General features: G+C 36.2%; 21 protein-coding genes. 8 read left to right on the top strand and 13 right to left on the bottom strand.

The window, feature by feature from the left end:
• Positions 1–33: 33 nt before the first annotated feature.
• From ACZ5N5_RS10180 to ACZ5N5_RS10170, 3 genes are all read right to left on the bottom strand, one after another.
• Complete coding sequence (locus tag ACZ5N5_RS10180) at positions 34–2,031, bottom strand: TRAP transporter permease (protein WP_464372428.1); 1,998 nt, start codon at positions 2,029–2,031, stop codon at positions 34–36.
• Positions 2,024–2,566, bottom strand: a complete 543-nt coding sequence (locus tag ACZ5N5_RS10175; RefSeq protein WP_054789039.1) for a DUF1850 domain-containing protein — start codon at positions 2,564–2,566, stop codon at positions 2,024–2,026. The genes ACZ5N5_RS10180 and ACZ5N5_RS10175 overlap by 8 nt, the downstream gene beginning before the upstream one ends.
• 108 nt (positions 2,567–2,674) lie before the next feature.
• Positions 2,675–3,691 (bottom strand): TAXI family TRAP transporter solute-binding subunit, encoded by a 1,017-nt coding sequence (locus ACZ5N5_RS10170; protein ID WP_277678985.1) that lies wholly within the window; start codon positions 3,689–3,691, stop codon positions 2,675–2,677.
• Positions 3,692–4,091: 400 nt separating this feature from the next.
• Here ACZ5N5_RS10170 and ACZ5N5_RS10165 point away from each other — a divergent pair, with 400 nt between their 5' ends.
• Both ACZ5N5_RS10165 and ACZ5N5_RS10160 read left to right on the top strand, forming a co-directional pair.
• The gene (locus ACZ5N5_RS10165) at positions 4,092–4,247 is read left to right on the top strand and encodes a hypothetical protein (RefSeq protein WP_277678984.1); all 156 of its coding nucleotides are present in this window, start codon (positions 4,092–4,094) and stop codon (positions 4,245–4,247) included.
• A gap of 114 nt (positions 4,248–4,361) precedes the next feature.
• Positions 4,362–4,976 carry a PH domain-containing protein gene (locus tag ACZ5N5_RS10160; RefSeq protein WP_464372427.1) on the top strand — a complete coding sequence of 205 codons (615 nt, stop codon included), beginning with the start codon at positions 4,362–4,364 and terminating at the stop codon, positions 4,974–4,976.
• A gap of 78 nt (positions 4,977–5,054) precedes the next feature.
• Here ACZ5N5_RS10160 and ACZ5N5_RS10155 read toward each other — a convergent pair whose 3' ends face one another.
• From ACZ5N5_RS10155 to ACZ5N5_RS10120, 8 genes are all read right to left on the bottom strand, one after another.
• Positions 5,055–5,717 (bottom strand): flagellar brake protein, encoded by a 663-nt coding sequence (locus ACZ5N5_RS10155; RefSeq protein ID WP_277678982.1) that lies wholly within the window; start codon positions 5,715–5,717, stop codon positions 5,055–5,057.
• A gap of 136 nt (positions 5,718–5,853) precedes the next feature.
• Entirely contained in the window at positions 5,854–6,444 is a 591-nt protein-coding gene (locus ACZ5N5_RS10150) for a TetR/AcrR family transcriptional regulator (protein WP_054789036.1), read from the bottom strand.
• A 13-nt stretch (positions 6,445–6,457) separates the two neighbouring features.
• Positions 6,458–7,237, bottom strand: coding sequence for a DNA alkylation repair protein (locus tag ACZ5N5_RS10145; RefSeq protein WP_109985647.1), 780 nt, complete (start codon positions 7,235–7,237; stop codon positions 6,458–6,460).
• Between the two features lie 2 nt (positions 7,238–7,239).
• A complete protein-coding gene (locus tag ACZ5N5_RS10140; RefSeq protein ID WP_054789035.1) occupies positions 7,240–7,665 on the bottom strand; it encodes a VOC family protein in 426 nt (141 codons plus the stop codon).
• Positions 7,666–8,276: 611 nt separating this feature from the next.
• The gene (locus tag ACZ5N5_RS10135; RefSeq protein ID WP_277679924.1) at positions 8,277–9,020 is read right to left on the bottom strand and encodes an ABC transporter permease; all 744 of its coding nucleotides are present in this window, start codon (positions 9,018–9,020) and stop codon (positions 8,277–8,279) included.
• A gap of 11 nt (positions 9,021–9,031) precedes the next feature.
• Complete coding sequence (locus ACZ5N5_RS10130; protein ID WP_464372426.1) at positions 9,032–9,946, bottom strand: ABC transporter ATP-binding protein; 915 nt, start codon at positions 9,944–9,946, stop codon at positions 9,032–9,034.
• 18 nt (positions 9,947–9,964) lie between these two features.
• Positions 9,965–10,372, bottom strand: a complete 408-nt coding sequence (locus ACZ5N5_RS10125; protein ID WP_464372425.1) for a DUF3021 domain-containing protein — start codon at positions 10,370–10,372, stop codon at positions 9,965–9,967.
• Positions 10,362–10,823 carry a LytTR family DNA-binding domain-containing protein gene (locus ACZ5N5_RS10120; RefSeq protein WP_464372424.1) on the bottom strand — a complete coding sequence of 154 codons (462 nt, stop codon included), beginning with the start codon at positions 10,821–10,823 and terminating at the stop codon, positions 10,362–10,364. The genes ACZ5N5_RS10125 and ACZ5N5_RS10120 overlap by 11 nt, the downstream gene beginning before the upstream one ends.
• A gap of 167 nt (positions 10,824–10,990) precedes the next feature.
• Between ACZ5N5_RS10120 and ACZ5N5_RS10115 the strand changes: the two genes are divergently transcribed.
• Positions 10,991–12,439, top strand: a complete 1,449-nt coding sequence (locus ACZ5N5_RS10115) for an IS6 family transposase (RefSeq protein WP_464372423.1) — start codon at positions 10,991–10,993, stop codon at positions 12,437–12,439.
• 756 nt (positions 12,440–13,195) lie between these two features.
• On the opposite strand, the gene ACZ5N5_RS10110 is transcribed toward ACZ5N5_RS10115, so the two are convergent.
• Positions 13,196–13,678, bottom strand: a complete 483-nt coding sequence (locus ACZ5N5_RS10110) for a cupin domain-containing protein (protein WP_109985651.1) — start codon at positions 13,676–13,678, stop codon at positions 13,196–13,198.
• 183 nt (positions 13,679–13,861) lie between these two features.
• On the opposite strand from ACZ5N5_RS10110, the gene ACZ5N5_RS10105 reads away from it, so the two are divergent.
• The 5 genes from ACZ5N5_RS10105 to ACZ5N5_RS10085 all read left to right on the top strand — a co-directional run bounded on the left by ACZ5N5_RS10105 (position 13,862) and on the right by ACZ5N5_RS10085 (position 20,274).
• Positions 13,862–14,653 (top strand): ABC transporter ATP-binding protein, encoded by a 792-nt coding sequence (locus tag ACZ5N5_RS10105; RefSeq protein ID WP_464372422.1) that lies wholly within the window; start codon positions 13,862–13,864, stop codon positions 14,651–14,653.
• Complete coding sequence (locus ACZ5N5_RS10100; RefSeq protein ID WP_277679922.1) at positions 14,650–16,260, top strand: hypothetical protein; 1,611 nt, start codon at positions 14,650–14,652, stop codon at positions 16,258–16,260. Before ACZ5N5_RS10105 ends, ACZ5N5_RS10100 begins: the two co-directional genes overlap by 4 nt.
• Positions 16,261–16,522: 262 nt before the next feature.
• Positions 16,523–18,022 carry a spore germination protein gene (locus ACZ5N5_RS10095; protein ID WP_464373731.1) on the top strand — a complete coding sequence of 500 codons (1,500 nt, stop codon included), beginning with the start codon at positions 16,523–16,525 and terminating at the stop codon, positions 18,020–18,022.
• Between the two features lie 7 nt (positions 18,023–18,029).
• Positions 18,030–19,151 (top strand): GerAB/ArcD/ProY family transporter, encoded by a 1,122-nt coding sequence (locus tag ACZ5N5_RS10090; RefSeq protein ID WP_464373730.1) that lies wholly within the window; start codon positions 18,030–18,032, stop codon positions 19,149–19,151.
• Positions 19,126–20,274 (top strand): Ger(x)C family spore germination protein, encoded by a 1,149-nt coding sequence (locus ACZ5N5_RS10085; RefSeq protein WP_464373729.1) that lies wholly within the window; start codon positions 19,126–19,128, stop codon positions 20,272–20,274. Before ACZ5N5_RS10090 ends, ACZ5N5_RS10085 begins: the two co-directional genes overlap by 26 nt.
• 305 nt (positions 20,275–20,579) lie before the next feature.
• Here ACZ5N5_RS10085 and ACZ5N5_RS10080 read toward each other — a convergent pair whose 3' ends face one another.
• Complete coding sequence (locus tag ACZ5N5_RS10080) at positions 20,580–21,581, bottom strand: pectate lyase family protein (protein ID WP_277680223.1); 1,002 nt, start codon at positions 21,579–21,581, stop codon at positions 20,580–20,582.
• Positions 21,582–21,613 lie beyond the last annotated feature (32 nt).

Raw genomic sequence — 21,613 nt, 5'->3', positions numbered from 1 at the left:
AGGCGATCCCCAGTATGGTAGATCACCTTTTCCCTAAGCATTTGCATGCTGTAATTTTCCCTTTTTATCTGCTCTGGTCAGGAACTGAATAACAAATAATATGAGGAAAACTCCTAGACCAATAATATCAGAATAACCTTCTGGATACATGAGCATTAGGCCTGTCAGCAGTGTAATAATCCGCTCGGTCCAATGTAATTTGCGATACCAGAAGCCAATCATACAAGCTCCTATGACGAGCATCCCTAGCATCGCTGTGATAAGCGCCCAGCCTATATCCAAGTAACTTCCCTCAATCATTAGCAGGGTCGGATTAAGGACAAACATGTACGGGATAATGAATGCCGCAATAGCAAGCTTTGCTGCATTCAAGCCAGTTCGAATCGGTTCACCACCAGAAATACCAGTTGCCGCAAAAGCTGCCAACGCAACAGGAGGTGTAATATCTGCGAGGATTCCGAAATAAAATACAAACATATGTGCAGCTAATACTGGAATAGCTACCTCTAAGCTATCATTTAAAGCAAGAATTGCCGGCAAAGCAATGGTTGATGTAATAATATAATTGGCTGTAGTTGGTGAGCCCATTCCAAGAATAATGGAAGCAATCATTGTAAAGAACAAAGTAAGTAATAGCTGGGATTCTATTGAAAAAGAGATAGAACCTGCAATATCTACTAAACCATTTCCTAATTTCAACCCAAGTCCTGTCTTCGTGACGACCCCTACAATAATACCTGCACAAGCAGTTGCTGCTGCTACACCTAGTGCTGTTCTTGCACCTTGCTGCAATGCCTCAACAAACTTTTGTGGTGTTATTCTCGTGTCCTTTCTAAACAAACTGACAATAATGGTAGCTAAAATACCATATAATGCTGCTCTTTCTACACTCATTCCTTGGAATAGGAACAAAACAATAGCAAGGATTGGTAATAAAAGATGAATCTTTTTAAACACTTCTTTCTTATTTGGCAATTCCTCATCTTTTAATCCATGTAACCCTGTTCTTTTAGCTTCAAGGTGTGTCATAATCCAAATTCCAGCAAAATATAAAATTGCAGGGATGATTGCTGCTTTCGCAATATTCCAGTAGCTTTCACCGGCAAATTCAATCATCAAAAACGCGGCAGCACCCATAATCGGTGGCATAATCTGTCCCCCAGTAGATGACGCTGCTTCAACTGCTCCAGCAAAGTTTTTACGATAACCTAATTTTTTCATCATTGGAATCGTATAGGACCCTGTTGTTACGGTGTTCGCAACAGAGCTTCCCGATATCGTACCATTGAGGGCACTTGAAAAAATAGCTACCTTTGCCGGTCCACCAGTTCGTTTGCCGGCTATTGCAATCGCTAAATCATTAAAATATTGTCCCACTCCTGTTTGAACGAGAAAGGCGCCAAATAATAGAAATAAGAAAATGTAAGTAGAAGACACTTGTAGTGGTGTCCCTAAAATTCCTTCTGTTGTAAAAAACATCGACTCGATTAATTGATCTAAACTAAGCCCTCGATGTATGAGCATGCCAGGCATTTGAGGACCAAATAATGCATACAATAGAAATAGCATGGAGATAATCGTGATTGGTAGGCCTACAGCCCGTCTCGCTGCTTCTAAAACCAAGAGAGTGGCAATACCTCCAATTATCATTTGTACTTGGTTGATACCTCCAATTTGCTGAACGAGAGTGTCATAGTAAACTGGCCAATAAGCACAAACGACAATGGCAAGTAACGCTAACAGGTAATCATACCAAGGTATTTGATCCTTTTTCTTTTTTCGGATTGCAGGAAACAGGAGAAAAATTAAAACTAGGGCAAAACCAAGGTGAACAGTTCGTTGGAGATAAGCTGTATATTGTCCAAAAACACCTGTATATATTTGAAACAAGGAAAAAGCAATCAGGATAACAAAAACGGCCTTTGCCATGATTCCTTTTAAATTCCTAGTATTTGATTCGGCATCATATTTTTCGAGTAATTTTCGTTGCTCTTCTTCCGTTACTGTATTGACTTGTTTTTCTTCACTCATGAATTCTCACTCCTTTCCAATATTCCCACAAGGTAAGTTTCTCTACCTCTATATGAAACCAAGCACCTGGTTTAAAATATTGATTGAACCAGATCATATGACCATCATCTGGCTCTCCTGCAGTACCCCAGACAAGACGATTTTCTGAAACAGTTTTTCCATTTCGAATATTCATAGATGGAAAATAATTGTTTAGATTTTTAATATGATACTTCCCATCTTCATAGACAAATTCTTCTCCTTCTTGTGCATTTGAGGGCATGCCAATACCAAAATGCTCATAAATGATTTCAAATTGCTCCATTCCTAAGTCGTCTGTAATTTTATATTTTTCGACAACGTCTGTAAGATGAATCGAGTGGGTAAAAATAATCTGAAAAACTTCACCTTTTTCAATTGGCAAAAATGCATTCATTTGTTCTGTATTTTCTTTATAGAAAACCAATGCTGTTATAAAAGGAAGCTTAAAAGTTACGGTAACAAGTGCAGCACAAAGAACGAAAATGATGCTAGAGGCAAATAGTTTACGTTTCATTTAATAGTCACCCGTATTTATAATTGAATAAAGACAGAAAAGCCGCCTGCCATTTTTAAAAAACAGTAGGCAGCCGGCTAAGTAGTTCATTTATAGCATCGATGCCACTTATTCCGCACTAATACCTTTTTCATCGAAATATTTTTGTGCTCCTGGGTGTACTTCAATGCCAATTCCATCTAGAGCAGTTTCAAGTGAAATGAGAGATGCCTTATCATGTGCCATACTGTCTGCATTTTCATAGATAGCTTTAGTAATTTCATAAACAGTGTCTTCTGGAACATCGTCAGTAACTGCAAGCATTGCTAGAACTGCAACGGTGTTGACATCCTCCTCTAGTCCATACGTGCCTTTCTTTACCGTATCTTTTGCATAGAATGGATATTTTTCTACTAGTTCATTAATTTTTTCCTCTGCAATTGGAATAATCGAAACATCGACTGTTGCCCCTAATCCTTCGACCGCTCCTGTCGGTGTACCTGCAGTAATAAAAGCTGCATCAATATTACCATCCTGGATTCCACCAGTGGATTCACCAAAATCTAAATTTTGTGCATCAATATCGTCGATGGTCATCCCGTGTATTTCTAAAATTTGTTCTGCATTTATATACGTACCAGAGCCAGGTGCCCCGACAGATACTTTTTTACCAGCTAAGTCTTCCACTGAACTTATTCCAGAGTCTTTTGTTGTTACGATTTGGATCGTTTCTGGATAGAGTGATCCAATGGCTTGCACGTTTTCTACTTTGTTTCCTTCAAATGCATTGACACCATTTACTGCATTATCGATCACATCTGTTTGAACAAAAGCTAATTCTGCCTCCCCCTCTTGCAATGCGATCACATTGTCTGCCGAAGCATTTGAGGATAAAGCATCTGTTTGTATACCTGTAGCATCCGTAATCGTAGACGCCATTTCCCCGCCCAGAGGATAGTAAGTACCACTTGTTCCCCCAGTAAGAATACTTAAGAAATCAGGTGCTTCTTCTGTAGCTTCTCCACCATCACCTGAATTTGAATCTGCATCTCCTTCTACTTCTGAATCATCACTTCCACATGCTACAAGAAATAATGATATGGCAAGTAGTGAAATAAGCATGAATAGTAAGCGCTTTAATTTCATAAAAATACATCCCCCCATTTAATTATAAGTATGTGTATAATACTATGAATATATTAATATTGTCAAATAATTCTATATCACTTAAATACTGCTAATATCACGTTCTATATTTACAATTTATCATATAATTTATCATATTCCATCCTATTGTTAGAAATGCTAACGAAATTTATGAGCAATATCATCCTATTACTGTGTCGTGTAAAGAGGAACGTAATTAATTTATCTAATTATTTCCCATTATAATGCTCATAATAAAATGAGGGAGGAAAAGATATGGATAATTTGAAGGGAAAATCAATTATAAAAATGTATGATTACCATGCTTGGGCTAACGATGTTATCATAAATCGGATCAAAGAATTATTGTCAAGCTGGTTTTTCCTCGATTGCAAAGGTCTTGACTCATATTTATACGGTTGATTTAATGTGGTTGGAAACGCTAGATGGGAAAACTATGAAGCAATCAATGGAATTGGTGCAAGAGCTTGAAAGTGATGTGCGCTCCAGCGAAATAGATGAGATACAGCACTTATTTGGGGCTACTAATTTATGATTAAAAAGTAAATTTTACTACCAAAAATTTGAATTATTTATAAAGGGTTCACTTAAAAAACATAATATTTTAAAATAATAAGTAGTAATTCTATCAAACTTAGGAGGAAAATGGATGTTTAAAAAAATCGCAAGTGATGCACTAGGGTTAAGTGATATTGGAAAGATTATTCAACCAGAGGATTTTGACAAAACAGAATCCGATGATTATGTTCTGCATGAGGATGGAGAGAAGATTCATTTTTTAATTAAATCGAAATCAGATGAATATTGCTTCACTAATCGTGCTCTTATTCACTTAGATGGAGAAAAGGCAACAAGTAGTAAGCGTAATATTTACAGATATGACTATTATCGCCATCCTATTAAAAATGTATCTGTAGAAACAGCAGGTACAGTAGACTTAGATTTGGAGATTAAATTTTCCTTAGGTGGAAAAGCTATATCGGTTGATATCGATAAAAAAGAAGGGGAAGCCATCGCAGATTTATATAAATCCTTAGTCGCGATTTCCCATATACAAGATGAAAATGAACGAAATAAGGAATTTGCACAAAATAGTTTAAACGTTTCTCAATCATTATTTACGGACAATCGTTTCCATGATGGGACCATTTCAACAGAATTTGAAAAAGCAACTAAATTTGCTTTTGACTGGTTCAATACGACTTATGATGAAAATACACAAAAGGATTTTAGCGAAGTTTTTAATAAATATATCCAAAATTAATCTCCAGCCATTGAACCTTGGCTGAAATGCAAAAGATGCATTCAGCCCTAGGTTCTCACTGCCTAAGTAAAATTATCGTTAATATGGATAACTAATTCCTTTCTCCTTTAACTCTAACTGTCTCTTAAAGCAAAATTGAATAATTTTTCTTCGGTCTTTCTCCTCAATATCGGTAAATTGAATCGCCGTTTTTTTTATTTTAATATTGCTATTTTGGGCTACTACTCTTACGATCTTTGCTAAGAAAGAAACCTCGTATTTTTCTGTACGAAAAGGAAGTTCTAAGATTCCTGCTACTCGATCACCTTTCTTAAAAGAACAAGTTTTATCATAAAAGGAAAGTCCACCAGCACTTACATCAATAGTATAGAAGGTAGAATTTTCCCCATCTTGTACGATTTGCATGTCAATATTGGCTGGAACGCGAAAATTCTGCCTTAATTGGATTTTTTCGATATCTGCTTCACTCGGTCTTTTTAAAAGTAGTAGTGGAATTTTGTCTTCTGTTTTACCGTTGATTTCCGAAGTGAATTGAAAGCGGCTATTTTGATGAATCAAATCTATCTTCAGCTTCGTACCAGGGTGAAATATGACGGGATCCCATTCTTTTTCTAGGGATAATGGAAACTCAATGATTAAAGCTTCCTCTTGGATATCTGCAATCCTTGACAAAAATAATTGTGATTGATTATTTTGTCTAATGGTAATGTTAAGTATTTGGTTAATATGAAGTATTGCCACCATTATTTCCTCCCGAACCTATGATCACGATTAAATCATAGTGAAACTTTTTATCTAGTAATAATATACTATAAAAAGGACGATTAGGGAAGTTTAATATTAATTGTTTCTCTCTATGGAGGCCAAAATATTTATTTTATAGTTTTTCAAATCCTTTTATCATCAAAAATAAATTTTCCATTACTTCTTCTGTTCTACTCTCCACGCCTTCTTGATTTTCTGCAATCCATAATATGGCTTCATTCATTGCACCAGAGAGACAATGTGTCATGGCATCGATGGATACAGGCATTAACAATTGATGGTCTTTCATTTTTAACAATTGTTCCTTTAGCGATTTCATGGAATACTTTTCATCCATTAAGCGGAAGGTATCCCAGCCTAGCACGGCTGGCCCATCTATTAATAATATTCTTTGATTTTGGGATTTAACGGAAGAGGTGATAAACGCTCGACAGCCAAGCAAAAGCTGCTCCCACATATCAGAGCTTTTTGCCGCTTCTTCTTCCACCTTTTCTCCAACTTCTCGTTGAACAGCTTCAAATACGGCAAGAAACAGCCCGTGTTTATTTTTAAAATGGTGATATAATGCTCCACGTGTCAAACCTGCTTCTTTAACTATCTCTTCTAATGCTACGTTCGCGTAGCCCTTTTCAGTGAAGAGGCTTCTCGCAATCTTCAGCAATTCTTGAATCGTTAATTCTGTATCTTCTTTGGTTTTCCTCATAACAGCTCACACCTTACTTAATTCTTTCTTCTATTTCTAAAGCTTTCCCATTTCCTAACTTCCTTAATGATCTCAAACCATGTGTAAGGATTTGCGGATGAAAAGCTTTTTGTTCCATATGGTTCTCTATCCATAATAGCACATCGTCAGCAGATTCTTTTGTTAAGTCATTGAGATGGTTGGCGACAGATTTTCTTACATATCGAGAAGAATCATTCATCAATGGTTCTAAAAGTTGAAGATTTTGCTCTACTTCTCCTTTTATCCAACCGATTCGTTTTGCCCATGGAAGTCGTGGCCGCGTTCCTTCACTTACTAACCTTCTAACATGTGGATTGGTATCAACGGACCATAATTTTAAATAGGCAATAGATTTTTCTGTGTTTTTTGCTAAAAATGGACGAATGGCATATTCCGATGTATGGCGTTTAGTGATTTCATGTAATGCATTCATAGATAGGTCAAAATGGTCTAGCCCATATTTCTCAACAAAAAAGGCAACCGGCATCAGAAAATAACCTTCCTTAAACATCCCCTCTTCCTTTTCATTTTCTGGACCAAGACACTGTAATAAAATCGATAAGCTATCTTCATAATTTTCCGGTAAAAATTCCCTAAGTGCATCTGTAATGACTTCGACACGTTGTTTTAACTCCTTATTCTCTACTAAAGATGATACCGTCTTAATAAAAGCAGTCGCTTCAAAGTTGGTATCGTGAGGCTCGATCAACTTTGCTAATCGAATCGCTAATTCCGTTCCAAAATAATATTTTAATGATACGTATTCCCCCACCTCTATTCCTCCCATACTTCTTCTTTATATTGTTCCAAAAAGGATGAATCTGGAGGAATAATTTTAATCACGTCTATCAACACACCATTGGGATCTCTTGTCATGAAATGACGTTGTCCAAATGCTTCATCACGAAGATCTAGTTGTAAAGGCAGCTTTTCTTGTACAATTAATTTTTCATACAATGAATCAACATCCTCCACCTCGAAGTTTAAAATTAAGCCTTGGGCTGTTTGGCGAAATGGGTTTGGAACAGTTTGGTGAGCTTGATTTAAAACGGCAAGCTCATAATCATTTGTCTCATGCTTTAAACTAACATACCAATCAGCATCAAATGTGACATGAAAAGCGAAATACTTAGTATAAAAATCCTTTGTACTATTAACCTCATTTGTCATGATAACTGGATAAAAACTATTTAGTTTCAATATAATCCCACCTTCTTCTTATTTTATTCCACTTTAACATACATACTGAATGTTTGTAAACAAAAATATGTGAATGGGGGACGTAAGGGATGTTTCTTCTCAAATGGTTTTTATTCTGGCTATAAACGTCATTTCACAATGGCTTTCCTTTTATTTTGGCTTTTATTCCGGCTATAAACGTCATTTCACAACGGCTTTCCTTTCATTTTGGCTTTTATTCCGGCTATAAACGTCATTTCACAACTGCTCTCCTTTCATTTTGGCTTTTATCCTGACTATAAACGTTATTACACAACAGCTCTCCTTTCATTTTGGCTTTTATTCCGGCTATAAACGTCATTTCACAACGGCTCTCCTTTCATTTTGGCTTTTATCCTGGCTATAAACGCCATTTCACAACTGCTCTCCTTTCATTTTGGCTTTTATCCTGGCTATAAACGTCATTTCACAATGGCTTTCCTTTTATTTTGGCTTTTATTCCGGCTATAAACGTCATTTCGTGCAGCTTTTCCTTTCAAAATGGACTTTATTTTAGCGAGTAATCTTCATTTCTACAATAAACAAAAAAACCGCCTATAAAAGCGGTTTAAATAAAGATACAAACTCGGGCGTTAGCTTTTAGACTGTCGTAAGAAGCGTGGGTAAGAAACGAATGCAATGATTGCACCAATGAGCCCAAAAGATAGCAAAATCAGAATAGAAAGCCAAATATCCATTATTGTACCACCTTCTAATAGGATATTCTTATAGCCATCTAATGCCCAGAATTGAGGAAGAAATTTTGCAGTTGCTTGTATAAATGCTGGCATCATGTCAAGTGGCATCCATAATCCACCTAGCATCGCACCACCTAATGCAATAATTTGCGTTAAGGCGATTCCCATGTTTTCTGTTTTTACTAGGACTGCCATTGCCATACCCCAGCTAGTCGAAAGAAAAGCAAGGACAAATGATAAGACAATAAGGGAAAGCGGATCTCCTAAAGGTAAATCGTATACCAACACCCCAAAGGTAAATAGTACAATAATCTGAATGATCACAATAAGCATAAAGGGTATCCATTTTCCGATAAAATATCGATTAATGGGTAAAGGAGTACTGGCAATTCGAGCAACCATTCCTCCATCCCGTTCTTTTACAAAAGCAATGACAATGGAAATCATGATAAAGAAGGAAAACATTACTGTATATCCAGGGACAATCTGTGTTACTAATGCCTGTGTGTCCATCTCTTCTCCACCGGAAAAAATAGCGATAAAACCGACAATAAATACAATTGGTAGAATAAAAGTCCAAAACCAAAGCCCTTTATCTTGAGCATTCTTTTTTAATTCTGTTAATGTTATTGCCCACATACGATCAACTCCTAACCATTGTCTCTTAAACGGAGACCCGTTAATTGAAAGAAAATATCCTCTAATCTAGTTTGGCTTAATGCTAGCCTATCTGGAGTAATACCATTTTCACGAAAATGCTCAATCATTATTCCCATTGTCGATAAAGGGTCAGCACAATTTATAAAAAAACCGGCATCTGTTTGCATAACATCTCCATATGCTGTCAATTCTTCTGTCACCAGGCCATCTTTTGCAACAAAAATGGCAGCATTTCGGTGTTTATCAAGCACCTGCTTCATCGTTCCGTGTTCTACCAATTTCCCTTTATCAATAAAGCCAACACTGTCACATATTTGCTCAACCTCCTCCATGTAATGGCTCGAATAAATAATCGTACTTCCGAGTTTTTTTAGTTCAGAAATCAATGAAAAAATGGAATGTCGTGATTGTGGATCAATTCCGACGGTTGGTTCGTCTAATACGATGACGGAAGGCTCATGAAGAATCGCACAGCCGATATTTAAACGGCGCTTCATTCCTCCAGAAAACTTGGAAATTTTGTCATGTGCTCTTTCGCTTAAACCAATTTGTTCTAAGACAACTCGTATTCGATTACGTAAATGTTCACCCGATAAACCATAAAGTCTACCAAAGTAGGTTAAATTATCATTAGCTGTTAGTGTTTCTTCTAGACAGATATCCTGCGGAACGTAACCGATGCATCTTTTTACCGCTAACTGATCTTTTTTCACAGATTGATTAAAAACTTGGATATCGCCATCAAAACGATCAATGACACCTACCAGTATTTTCATAAAAGTAGATTTACCCGCACCATTAGGCCCGACTAAGCCAAAGCAACTCCTTTCATTAATAGAGAAGTCTAAATCATTCAGTGCTTTTATCGAACCATATCTCTTACTAATACCCTGAACATTAATCATGTACCTACCTCCTGTGCATCATCTTTTTTCAATACTTTCATTCATTGATTTTTCAAGTTTTTTGTAATAGGTATATATGCCAATCCACATCATAAAATACGTCAATAGAAATATGCCTAATCCTATTATTAGCGACCAAAGAGTAAAAGGAACCCAACCAGCATATATAGATACAATAGATATGACTATTAAGGATAGTACAAAATGGATGATGGTTTGTTTCAACAAACTCCCACGCTCAGATTCAAATATGAGTGATGCTAAGCTAAAATAAACACCCATAAGCATACTAGAAAGAAAGTGCCTCCATATCTCGATTACAGTAGATTCAATGGAGAAAATAACAAGAATCGTTAACGCTACGAATGTCACTAATGCCCCTATCGCAATACCTATTAAACTTCTTCTTAATACTTCAATGATCACGTGATTCTCCCCCTTCCACAATTTGTGCTTTTAATTCCTGTACATATTTTCTACTGACATATTCCTTACTTCCAGATTTAAAAAAGACACACAAATTGCCGTTAAAGGATAATTCAAATCGATCGATCTGATTAATGTTACCTACAACAGACTTGGAGAATCGAATAAATCCAGAGACATGAAGGAGTTTTTCTACTTCATACAATTTCATCTTTAGTTCCATACATTCCCCACCTATCATGGCAAACACCTTGCGATTTCTAGCAAACACATAATCAATTTCTTCAGGGTTTAATAGAATGGATCGATCTTCTTGAACAGATACAATTCTTTTAGGCTGTTTGTTTTGCAATAAGTTAACTAGCTCTTCGACTTCCTTCGTCCATTCCTTAGCATGAATGGTAATCGATGACTCTTCATGCTTGGCATCAATATCTATTCGTATCTTCATCTTTTCCCTCCTTCTTTATTATGCGTATTGTCAAAATATTTCTTACCCAAATAGCTTTTAAGCTTGATTTAATAACTTTTTACACAAAAAAACTTGCCACCCCCTTCAAAATAGGGTATTTATGAGGTAACCACACACTCAAAATCCCTAAGAAAGGTTGTGACAAGTTGTTACCTCAATTTATATACTATTTACTTCAATATATCAAGTATCAAGAACGAATTATTTATGCTTTACTAGGCATGGTGTTAGGTAAATCTATTGCTCGACCAGCTTATGATGAACCTCTCAATCAACCTTATCGAAAATTACAAGTCGATGAGATGCCCATCATCGAAAAGCTGGAAAAACTAGATTTTCAACAATTATTGAAGGCGTACCACCTTCAATATGGCAAGGTATTAAAGCCAGTCGCCCGCCGGAAAAATAGTGTGGTGAAAGTTCCAGCGACGCTCACCTGCCCAAAATGTACAGCTCCTTCTGATTACCTTTATGCCAATAATGGAGACAAAGGACAGTATTTGTGTAAGGTGTGTGATTGTTTATTTAATCAAAAGAATCGTTTTGCGAAAGAAGCTATCCTTAAATGTCCCCATTGTTCTTACGTGCTAGAACGCATTAAAGAACGTAAAGATTTTGATATTTACAAATGTAAAAACAACGGTTGTTCTTTTTATCAACGTAACTTACGCCATATGACCAAAGAAGAGAAGCAACGTTTTAAAGAAGATCCGCAAGCATTTAAGGTGCGGTATCTCTTTCGTGCTTTTCGTTTTGATTTCCAGCCGATGGCAGCTACATCTCCCGTGCAACCGAAAGTGGATTTGTCTCGTATTCACGCTTCTCCACACGTTTTAGGATTGATCTTAACGTATTATGTCAATTACGGGATCGGTGCCCGCAAAACAGCTGCCATGATGTACGATATCCATGGGGTGAAGGTCTCCCACCAAACGATTCTTAACTACATAAACAGTGTGGCACTTCGGATGAAACCCTTTGTCGACCATTATCCTTATCAGCTATCAAACAGCTTTTGTGGCGATGAAACCTACATCCGTGTCAAAGGGCGCTGGCATTATCTTGTCTTTTTCTTTGATGCGGTGAAAAAGCTCATCCTAGCTTATCCTGTATCGCCGCATCGTGATACAGAAGTCGCTGTTCGCGCGATAGATGATGTCTTACAAAAGTTTGGTGAGAAAGATAAACTCCCTGACAACTTGAACTTTGTAGTAGATGGTAATCCTATTTACATCTTGGCACAGCATTACTTTGCGCAACATGACATCCACTTTGATATCACTCGTGTGATTGGCTTAACCAATGAAGATCCGGTGTCAAAAGAGTATCGACCGTTAAAACAAATCATTGAGCGCTTAAACCGTACGTTCAAAGGCAACTATCGTCCTACGACTGGGTTTGGTTCAGAAGCTGGATCCGTATCTTTTGTCACCTTATTTGTGGCTTATTTTAACTTTTTACGTCCTCATGCCTCATTGGAGCAAAAGGTACCTGTGACGCTTCCTGAATTAGCTAATATCCAGTTCATGCCTGGTAAATGGGTACAACTACTGGCGTTAGCGGAGGACTTCTTGGCAGAAAAGACATCTGCTTAACCTACAACCGTACGGCTAATCACTTAGCCACCGTGAAACTGCTTGCCCTTGACTGTCGTGCCCCTTCTTAGGGATCAATGGTTGGGGACGGGGCCCCGGCCATTGGAGCTTAGAAGGGATCGGTCGTGGTACGCTAGACAGGCGGATGGGAGCCGTATAGGCTTTATTTTTGCCATCCGCCAACGGAATCACTACCACGACCGCAAACAAAGTCAAGGGTGGCGGCCGACAGCAGAGCAGGTCACAGTAGCCAGTGTAGTAAAAGCACTGGTTTATTTGACACGGCCTCGTTTATCTCCACTCTCTGGTGCTAATTTTTTTCTTCTTGAATTCCCAACCATTTTAAATTATAATCTACAACTTCACCTTATTATCTGGAACTTTATTTCCATCCCATTTAGTTTTCATAGAATTTTTTACAGTTCCTTATTATGCAACGTTCTTTCTTTCATTTGGCAAAATGTCACATCAGTTGCGGAAATAGTGGAATAACAGGTAGGAAACATAACATAAGATGGTCCCAGCATTTGCTAAACTTATTATAACTTGTCCAGTGCATTCCTTCTTCTATAAAAAGAACTTCCATATTAGAAAATCTCGCATTCGCTCGCCCTTTAACGGATACGTTAGAGTTTCTTATACTTTGGACTTCAAAATTTCCGTTTCGTCGTATTATTACCTGCAAAAATGCTTTCCTAATGTATAAAAAAAGCGGCTGTAACTTTTTACAGACGCTTTTCCCTTCCACTTCGGCCATTATCCTTCTGCTGCCATGGCATCCGCTTTTCTACGATGCACCGTACCAAAAGGATGCTCAGGTGGTGCATATATTGAATAAAGTTTGATTGGAGAATTTCCTGTATTGATCAAATTATGCCATTTACCTGCTGGTACCATAATAGCACTATTCTTGGCTACCTGTTGTCGAAAAGTTAATTGATTTGGATGATCTCCCATCAATACAATTCCTTGCCCTGATTCAATACGTAAAAACTGATCAGTACTTGGATGTCTTTCTAATCCGATATCCTCCCCAACTCCTATGGACATTAACGTAACTTGTAAATGCTTCCCAGTCCATAATGCTGTACGAAATGTATTATTTACTAATGAAGCTTGCTCGATGTTCACGACAAATGGATTCATGCCATGGTCTGAAAACATCTGTTGATGGCCTTGCCATTGATTAGGATTATGCCCCCAATAGTGAGAATGCTGTTGATTTGTCCAATAAGGCATCGTTATTTCATCCTCTCCTTTATATTTCTTTATTATCCTATGCATCAGCCTATAAGAAGGTAAGGGTTACTTTAGAAAATAGGCAAGTGTTCCTTCTATATTTAGCAACCTCCAATTTATACCAAAATTATGATACCATGTAAAATAAGGATTCTAGCTGTAATTTTTAAGAGGAGTGTTCAAATGAATGCTAAAAAAGTCTTATCGATCCAAAACTTAACGAAAACCTTTGGAGAGAAAACAATCTTAAATGCGATTAATTTAGATGTCTACCAGGGACAAATTATTGGGTATATTGGTCCAAATGGAGCTGGCAAAAGTACGACAGTCAAAATCATGCTCGGATTATTAGAGGAATATGAAGGGGAAATTGAAATTTTCGGTCAAAGATTAGCTAAGCAGGATCCTACTTATAAAGGGAGAATTGGCTATGTTCCTGAAAATGCAGAAATTTACGATAATTTAACGGCCTATGAATATTTGCATTTCATTGGTGAATTATACGGAATGGAAACTAATATTATAGAGAAAAAAATATATCAATTAATGGAACTGCTAGATTTAAAGTATGCGATTAATAAAAGAATTGCAGGTTTTTCAAAAGGAATGAAACAAAAAATTTTAATTATTGCTAGTCTCCTACATAATCCAGACTTACTATTTTTAGATGAACCTTTAAGTGGGCTAGATGCTAATAGTGTGATGATTGTGAAAGAAATTCTAGACCAATTAGCACAACAAGGAAAGACGATATTTTATTCCTCTCATATTATGGAGGTTGTCGAAAAAATAAGTAATCGAATTATTTTATTAAATAATGGAGAAATTGTTGCGGACGGATCATTTGAAGATCTAAAAAAACAAAATAAAGAAGGATCACTTGAGCAAATTTTTAACGAATTAACTGGCTTTTCAGAGCATACAGAGCTGGCAAGTTCCTTTGTATCAGTTATAGAAGATGGTGATAGAGGATGACAGATTACACGACATTAAAAATATTAGATAAATTCGAGTCATTATTCACCAAATTTCAAATAGATTATAAAACGATGCGCCATATTCTAATGATTAAATTCACGATGGATAGTCGAAGGGTTCCAACCATTTTCAATGATAATAGATCACAAAGTCGCGGGAATCAGTTCATAAAGTCATTGGGAATTTATGCTTTAATGGGTATTATCCTAATCCCTTTTTTAATAGGAGAACAGTATCTATTTCAAATGAGTTTATTTTTTGGCATTGTCATGTTTATCATTACGACTTCTATGATTTCTGACTTTTCGACTGTACTGTTAGATGTTAGGGATCGCAATATACTTGGAACAAAGCCGATTCATACTCGTACAATCAGTGCAGCTAAATTTATTCATATTACCTTTTATCTATTCTTCCTAACCGGAGCGTTTACTGGACTACCACTCATTGTAGGATTAATTATACATGGATTTGTTTTTTTTCTATTAAGCTTATCTATCCTTATTTTAGTAAATTTGTTGATCTTGATCATTACTGCTACCATATATCTACTTGTACTCCGTTTTTTTGATGGAGAGAAATTAAAAGATATGATTAATTATGTTCAGATTACGCTCAGTATTGCAATGGTCGTTGGCTATCAATTAATTGCACGTTCCTTTGATTTTGTAGATATGGGTTTTTCACTTAATTTCCAATGGTGGCAAGTGCTGATTCCACCAATGTGGTATGGGGCACTGTTTGATCTAGTCATGAAACAACAATTCGATCAAGGCAACCTTATACTAATGATACTCGGGATAATCATACCTGTTGTTTCCTTTCTTATTTATATCAAGCTGCTCCCTTCCTTCGAGAAAAATCTAGAAAAACTGCTCTCAGAACCTACTGCGAATCATAAACCAAGAGAGAGTTGGACGAAGCTATGGGCAAAGATCCTTTGTCGAAGCAAGGAGGAAAGGACTTTCTTCTTGTTTTCTAGCAGAATGATGAAAAATGAAAGGGAGTTTAAGCTAAAAGTATATCCGATTCTAGGGATGGCTTTGGTATTTCCATTTATTTTTATATTCAATATTTCTTCTATCGATGGAAATGGATCTTTTCAGCAAAGTAATGCGTTTATTAACATGTATCTATCTTTCATCTTATTTCCTTCAGGAGTGCTTATGCTAGGCTTTTCTGAGAAGTATAAAGGCGCATGGATATACAAGGCTGCTCCAATTAGACGAATACAATATATTCACAAAGCTGCTTTAAAGGCATTTTTATCAAATCTTTTTATTCCGCTTTATCTATTACTGAGCGTGATATTCCTTATTTTATTTGGCATAGATATTAGCCTATTCTTACTTTGCTTACTTGGTGCAGGATTTATATATGCCATTATTAGTTATCGAATCACTTGCTATAATGAACGATTACCTTTTTCAGAATCCTTTAAATTTGCTCAACAAAACCAAGCAGGAAAAGCAATTCTCCTACTATTATTAGGAGGGGTATTTGTCCTTGTTCATTTTATCTTCCTAAATATAGTGGCTGGGCAATACATTTATCTAGCAATTTTAATCATAGTAAATATTATGATGTGGAAAAAAATGTTTTAGAAATTGATAAGGGTAGAAACTACCGAAAACGGTATTGTTTCTACCTTAGCTTTAAATAAGTATTTCCTTCCAGATCTTTTCCTATTTCATTCCCTCTCCTAGTAAATACCGAGCTCCTTCATTGACTTCGAGTTTTGGAACTAAGCGAGCTTAACCACTACCCTTTATTAATTAACTATCAAAATAAGTCGATTTGTTATATTTCTTGCAGTTCATGGAGAGAATGTTTTAATAAAAACTCTAATAATTTTGGGTGATCTATATGCGGAAGGGTAAAAATAAATCTAGTAAGCTTTTCCCAATAAGTGTCGATAAATTAAAAACATTGATGGAGAGTAAATTTGAGAATAACCCAGATTTATCCTTTACCATTTTTGAGAAGTCTGAAGCGAGGATTGCTGTCTTTTACATCTCCTATTTAGTGGAACCAGAGATGGTCGAGCAATTTATGTTAAAGCCTTTATTAGATGGTAAATCAAAATGGACAAATCAATCGATTCTAAATGAAATACCTTTAAGAAGTGGGAGCAAGATTGAAAAACTCGAAGAAATACTAGATAAAATACTAATTGGAGAAGTATATATCTATGTAGAAAATGAAGACGCGGCGTTATCTTATTTATTAGATAAAAAAGAAAAACGAGATTTAACACAAGCAGAAACAGAATCCCTCGTTTTAGGACCAAAAGTTGCTTTTACTGAGTCGATGATTACTAATTTGAATATTGTTCGTTGGAGTATTCGCTCCACAGACCTTGTCTTAGAAAAAATAATGATAGGTGAGCGTTTCCCTCGTGAAGCACGTTTAGTTTACGTCAAGTCTCTCGCCAATGAAACAGATATTAATACGATGCGTCAGCGATTAAAGGAACTAGAAGTGGACCAAATTGAAGACAGCTCTGTATTAATGCAATATATTGAGGACTCTTCGCTAACTATTTTCCCACAATTTTATTTAACAGAGCTACCCGATCGATTTGTCTATGCTATAGATAAAGGTAGGATTGGCTTATTAGTGGAGAATAGTCCGACAGCAACTATTGCGCCTTCGTCTTTTTTTAGTTTTTTTGAATCTACAGAGGATCTTTACATGCGTTGGCATGCAGGTACCTTTTTAAGATCTGTTCGTTTTATTGCGATTTTTTTATCCATCTTTCTGACACCTATATATGTAGCTGCCACTACATTTCATTATGAGATTATTCCAATAAAGGAGCTATTAACTATCGGGAATTCTAGAGCAATCGTACCGTTTCCACCGATTATTGAGGTGTTAATTCTAGAGTTTTTCATCGAATTACTGCGAGAAGCTGGAGCAAGGTTGCCAACAAAGATTGGGCAGACCATCGGTATTGTTGGAGGTATTGTCATCGGAACTGCAGCTGTTCAGGCAGGGATAACAAGTAATTTCTTAATCATTCTTGTCGCAATTAGTGCACTGGCTTCCTTCACTATCCCTAATTACTTGATGAGTACAGCCATACGAATCATTCGTTTTCCTATGATTATATTAGGCGGATTATTAGGCTTAATCGGTATAATGTTTGGGACTTGTTTTTTGCTCATCCATTTATTAAAAATAAAATCTTTAGGAAGACCATATTTAACACCTATTTATCCCTTTAGATGGGAAGATCTCAATAAAGCATTGTTCCGGTTACCTATTGCCTATCAGAGTAAAAGATTTTATTCCTACCAGCCAAAAGATATAAAACGATACAAGAAAAACAAAGCGAAGAGAAAGAAAGACATAGATGAGTAGGTGAATTATGGACATTAATGTGAAAGTAAAATCGCATTTACGCATTCAAGCATTTTATTTATTTTTCCTTATAAGCTTTATTCAAATAGGTGTAGGAATAATGGGGGTTCCTAGGTTTATTTTTAAAGAGTCACAACAAGATGCTTGGATTTCGGTTATACTTGCTTCTGGTTTTATTGTAATGGTCATATCTGCCATGCTATTTATCCTTAAGCAGTATGAAAATGCCGATATTTTAGGAATTCAAACCGATCTATTCGGGAAATGGTTAGGAAAATTGCTCGGGACTATTTACATTATCCATTTTATCCTAGCGTTTTTATCAGTGATAATAACCTATATCGAAGTATTAAAGATTTTTATCGCTCCAAACTTAAACAATTTCGTGGTCGCTTTACTATTATTAAGTTTAGTTGTTTACAGTGTTCGAGGAGGACTTCAAGCGATTGTTGGCGTTTTTTTTCTCTTCTTTTTTCTCTCGATTTGGCTACTTGGATTGCTTGTAGAGCCGATAAGGTTCATGCATTTTAACCACTTTCAACCAATGTTTCAAGCATCATTTACGGAATTATGGAAAGGGGCAAAGGCAACCTCTTATACCTTTATGGGATTTGAAATCCTGTTCTTTGTTTATCCATTTATTCAAAACAAACAGAAGGTCCGTTTCCCAACTTATCTAGCAATTATATGGTCATCAATGATCGTCTTGATATTGACTGTTATATCCATTGGGTATTTTAGCCGTGACCAATTGTTAAAACTAGAATGGACAGTTCTAGACATGTTCAAAATACAAAATCTTACCTTTATTGAACGATTTGATTACATCGTCATAGCTGAATGGATGATGGTTGTCGTACCAAATATGATCTTATTGATGTGGGCGATAACCTATGGAATAAAAAGACTGTATCAGGTTAAACAAAAAACAACCTTATATATTTTAGCAATCGTCATATTGATTGCTAGTACCTTTATCGATGATTATTTTCTTATCCGAAAAATCATTGATAGTGTAGCAGAATTTGGTTTTTGGATTGTTTATGTTTATCCTCTCTTACTTCTTCCAATGGTACTTATAAAAAAAAGATGGAAACGAAAGAGTGGTGGTCGAGATTTATCGCATTAAGTTTGTATTTGTATTAATTTCATTCGTCTTTTTAGCTGCCTGCATGCAGACCAAAATTATAGAGCAACATGCCATTATCAATACATATGGTATCGATATTAGCGAAGAATCAGAAAATCTTATAGAAACCGTTATTCTCTCTTATATTTTTGATGAACAAGCAGAAAACGTAACAACGATAAATTATGGTAAAGGAAAAACCATTAAAGAAGCGAATCAAAACGCAGAAAAAAAATCATCCTTTACTTTTTTACCTGGCCAAATTCGTTTAGTTCTATATGGAAAAGAAACGGCAGAGAAAGGGTTTAAAAACTATTTGAATGTCTTAATTCGAGATGCGCGTCTTTCCGATATGATGTATTTAGCGGTGAGTGAAACGACCGCAAAGGACATACTTTTACTAGGACAAGAAAATGCTGATATTGATATGGGTCAATATATGGAAAAATTAATTGAAAAGGAAATTAAGGGGGATAGTATACCGAATGTTTCCCTTCATAAACTTACCCATACATATGAAGACCCTGGCAAGGATCCCATCATGCCTTTAATCTCCTTAACGGATAATAAAATTGCAATAACTGGTATGGCACTATTTCAAAATGACGAATACGTGGGGAAAATATCAATGGAGGATGCCTTTTTAGTGAATTTATTTCAAAATAAAGTACACGATAGGCAGATACATCTCTCCATCTCTCGTGAACCTTTTTTAAAATATTTAAGTGCCCCTCAAGCAAATCGGGATCAGCTCCATCTTAGTTTCTTAATAATAGATGGAGAAAGTAAGACAAGGTTAACCGACATTAAGGAATTGTCTTACCAAACAGATGTAAATCTTAAAGTCATTTTAAACGAAACATCAGAAACCTTTAAGGACGAGAATGAACAGTTTGCCAATTTATTAGAAAAAGAAGTAGAAGAAGAAGTAAAAAGGCAGTACAAAAAGCTTTTAGCTACTTTACAAAATGCTAACTCTGATCCACTTGGACTTGGTAGCATATATCGGGCACATAAAAAAGACGGGAAATTAACTGCAAAGGAATGGCACCAAAAATTTCCAGAAACCACAATTAATTTTAATGTGGATGTAAAACTAATTAATACTGGGATAAAGCAATAAACTCTTAAACCGTGCACAACGTCAAAACATATATGCTCTCTTTATTTTATCAAGAGGCTGGGACGAAAGAGTAAGTAAAGAAAGGAAAATCCGAACGTTAATAGTTCTGCACGGATACCGCTCCGTCAAAATACTCCGCTTTCCGTGGGCACGGCTTCAGCTAACTTTGCAAAGAAAACCGCTTTACAAAGTGGATCTTCAGCTCGTGCTGTTCCCACAGGAGTCTCCGTATTTTGACTACGCTAAAGCAGAATAATGTTCGGATTATACCGCTTGCTGATTAGTTATGTCCCAGCCCCTTATCATTAAGGCTGAACTACCCCTACACCTGCATACTGCGTTACCATTGCTTTCACATCCTCTACAGGGGTTAGATTGTAATTATAGGAAACAGTATAATTTGTTGTTGATGTGGTTGGTTGACTACCAGTGCTATTGATATATAGATTATTGGAGACATTCCAGTAGCCAGTTTCGTCACTATACCAATAACCTAATGGATCCTTAGAATCCTCAAAGACATTGTTTTCTACCAGTAGCTCAGCGCCCATGCGAGCATTGATTCCTGTATCAATAATCCCTTCGAAATAATTATTATATAAGTGACCTTCTCCATAACGGAAAGCAGGAACACGTGAATTTAGATCTTGAAAGTGATTGTGGTGAAAGGTAATATTTCGATCACTATCATCGCTATCGGAAGAGCCCATTAACATTGCTTTCCAGCTGTCGTGCACATAATTCCAAGAAAATGTAATATTATGGGCATCTCTTTTAACATCAAATAAACCATCATAATAATCTTTATCTACATTTAAGTCACCATACAGTTCATTATGATCTACCCATATATTATTAGAAGGACCCTCAATACTGATGGCATCCTTATCACCAGCTCTAACTTCATGGATCGTGAGGTTTCGAATGATCACATTATCTGCTCGCCATACTTTGATTCCTATTCCATCCAACTCTCCATTTGTACCAACACCTAAAATGGAAACATCAGAGACATCTTTAATATTGATCTTACTATCTGATGTATTGTTTGGTGTAATCGTACCATCAACATAAATCGTTAGTGGGGTATTATCATCCTTATTCTTTAGTGCCTGGATAATGTCATCTCCAGTTTGGGCTGTTATCGTATCTCCACCTTCTCCACCAGTGGTTCCACCATCGAAGGTAGCAAAGCCCGTCATACTAAAATCCGGTGTACTTGCAGAAACAGATTGAAATGATAAACCGACAAGAAGAGTGAAAATTAGACTAGTTACAAGCAATTTAACAAAATTTTTTCTCTTCATTTTCTCACGTCCTTTTCATTTTTTTGTTCTAT

It is taken from the genome of Gracilibacillus sp. JCM 18966, assembly GCF_055392695.1.
Note: the sequence above shows the minus strand (reverse complement) of the source record. Positions and strands in the feature narration are given on the sequence as shown.

Coding starts and splice junctions, on each gene's coding strand:
- ACZ5N5_RS10105 (WP_464372422.1), top strand. CDS start 13,862: ATGAATGCTAAAAAAGTCTTATCGATCCAAAACTTAACGAAAACCTTT.
- ACZ5N5_RS10120 (WP_464372424.1), bottom strand. CDS start 10,823: ATGAAGATACGAATAGATATTGATGCCAAGCATGAAGAGTCATCGATT.
- ACZ5N5_RS10150 (WP_054789036.1), bottom strand. CDS start 6,444: ATGAGGAAAACCAAAGAAGATACAGAATTAACGATTCAAGAATTGCTG.
- ACZ5N5_RS10135 (WP_277679924.1), bottom strand. CDS start 9,020: ATGTGGGCAATAACATTAACAGAATTAAAAAAGAATGCTCAAGATAAA.
- ACZ5N5_RS10175 (WP_054789039.1), bottom strand. CDS start 2,566: ATGAAACGTAAACTATTTGCCTCTAGCATCATTTTCGTTCTTTGTGCT.
- ACZ5N5_RS10110 (WP_109985651.1), bottom strand. CDS start 13,678: ATGCCTTATTGGACAAATCAACAGCATTCTCACTATTGGGGGCATAAT.
- ACZ5N5_RS10180 (WP_464372428.1), bottom strand. CDS start 2,031: ATGAGTGAAGAAAAACAAGTCAATACAGTAACGGAAGAAGAGCAACGA.
- ACZ5N5_RS10170 (WP_277678985.1), bottom strand. CDS start 3,691: ATGAAATTAAAGCGCTTACTATTCATGCTTATTTCACTACTTGCCATA.
- ACZ5N5_RS10090 (WP_464373730.1), top strand. CDS start 18,030: ATGGACATTAATGTGAAAGTAAAATCGCATTTACGCATTCAAGCATTT.
- ACZ5N5_RS10130 (WP_464372426.1), bottom strand. CDS start 9,946: ATGATTAATGTTCAGGGTATTAGTAAGAGATATGGTTCGATAAAAGCA.
- ACZ5N5_RS10160 (WP_464372427.1), top strand. CDS start 4,362: ATGTTTAAAAAAATCGCAAGTGATGCACTAGGGTTAAGTGATATTGGA.
- ACZ5N5_RS10080 (WP_277680223.1), bottom strand. CDS start 21,581: ATGAAGAGAAAAAATTTTGTTAAATTGCTTGTAACTAGTCTAATTTTC.
- ACZ5N5_RS10095 (WP_464373731.1), top strand. CDS start 16,523: ATGCGGAAGGGTAAAAATAAATCTAGTAAGCTTTTCCCAATAAGTGTC.
- ACZ5N5_RS10100 (WP_277679922.1), top strand. CDS start 14,650: ATGACAGATTACACGACATTAAAAATATTAGATAAATTCGAGTCATTA.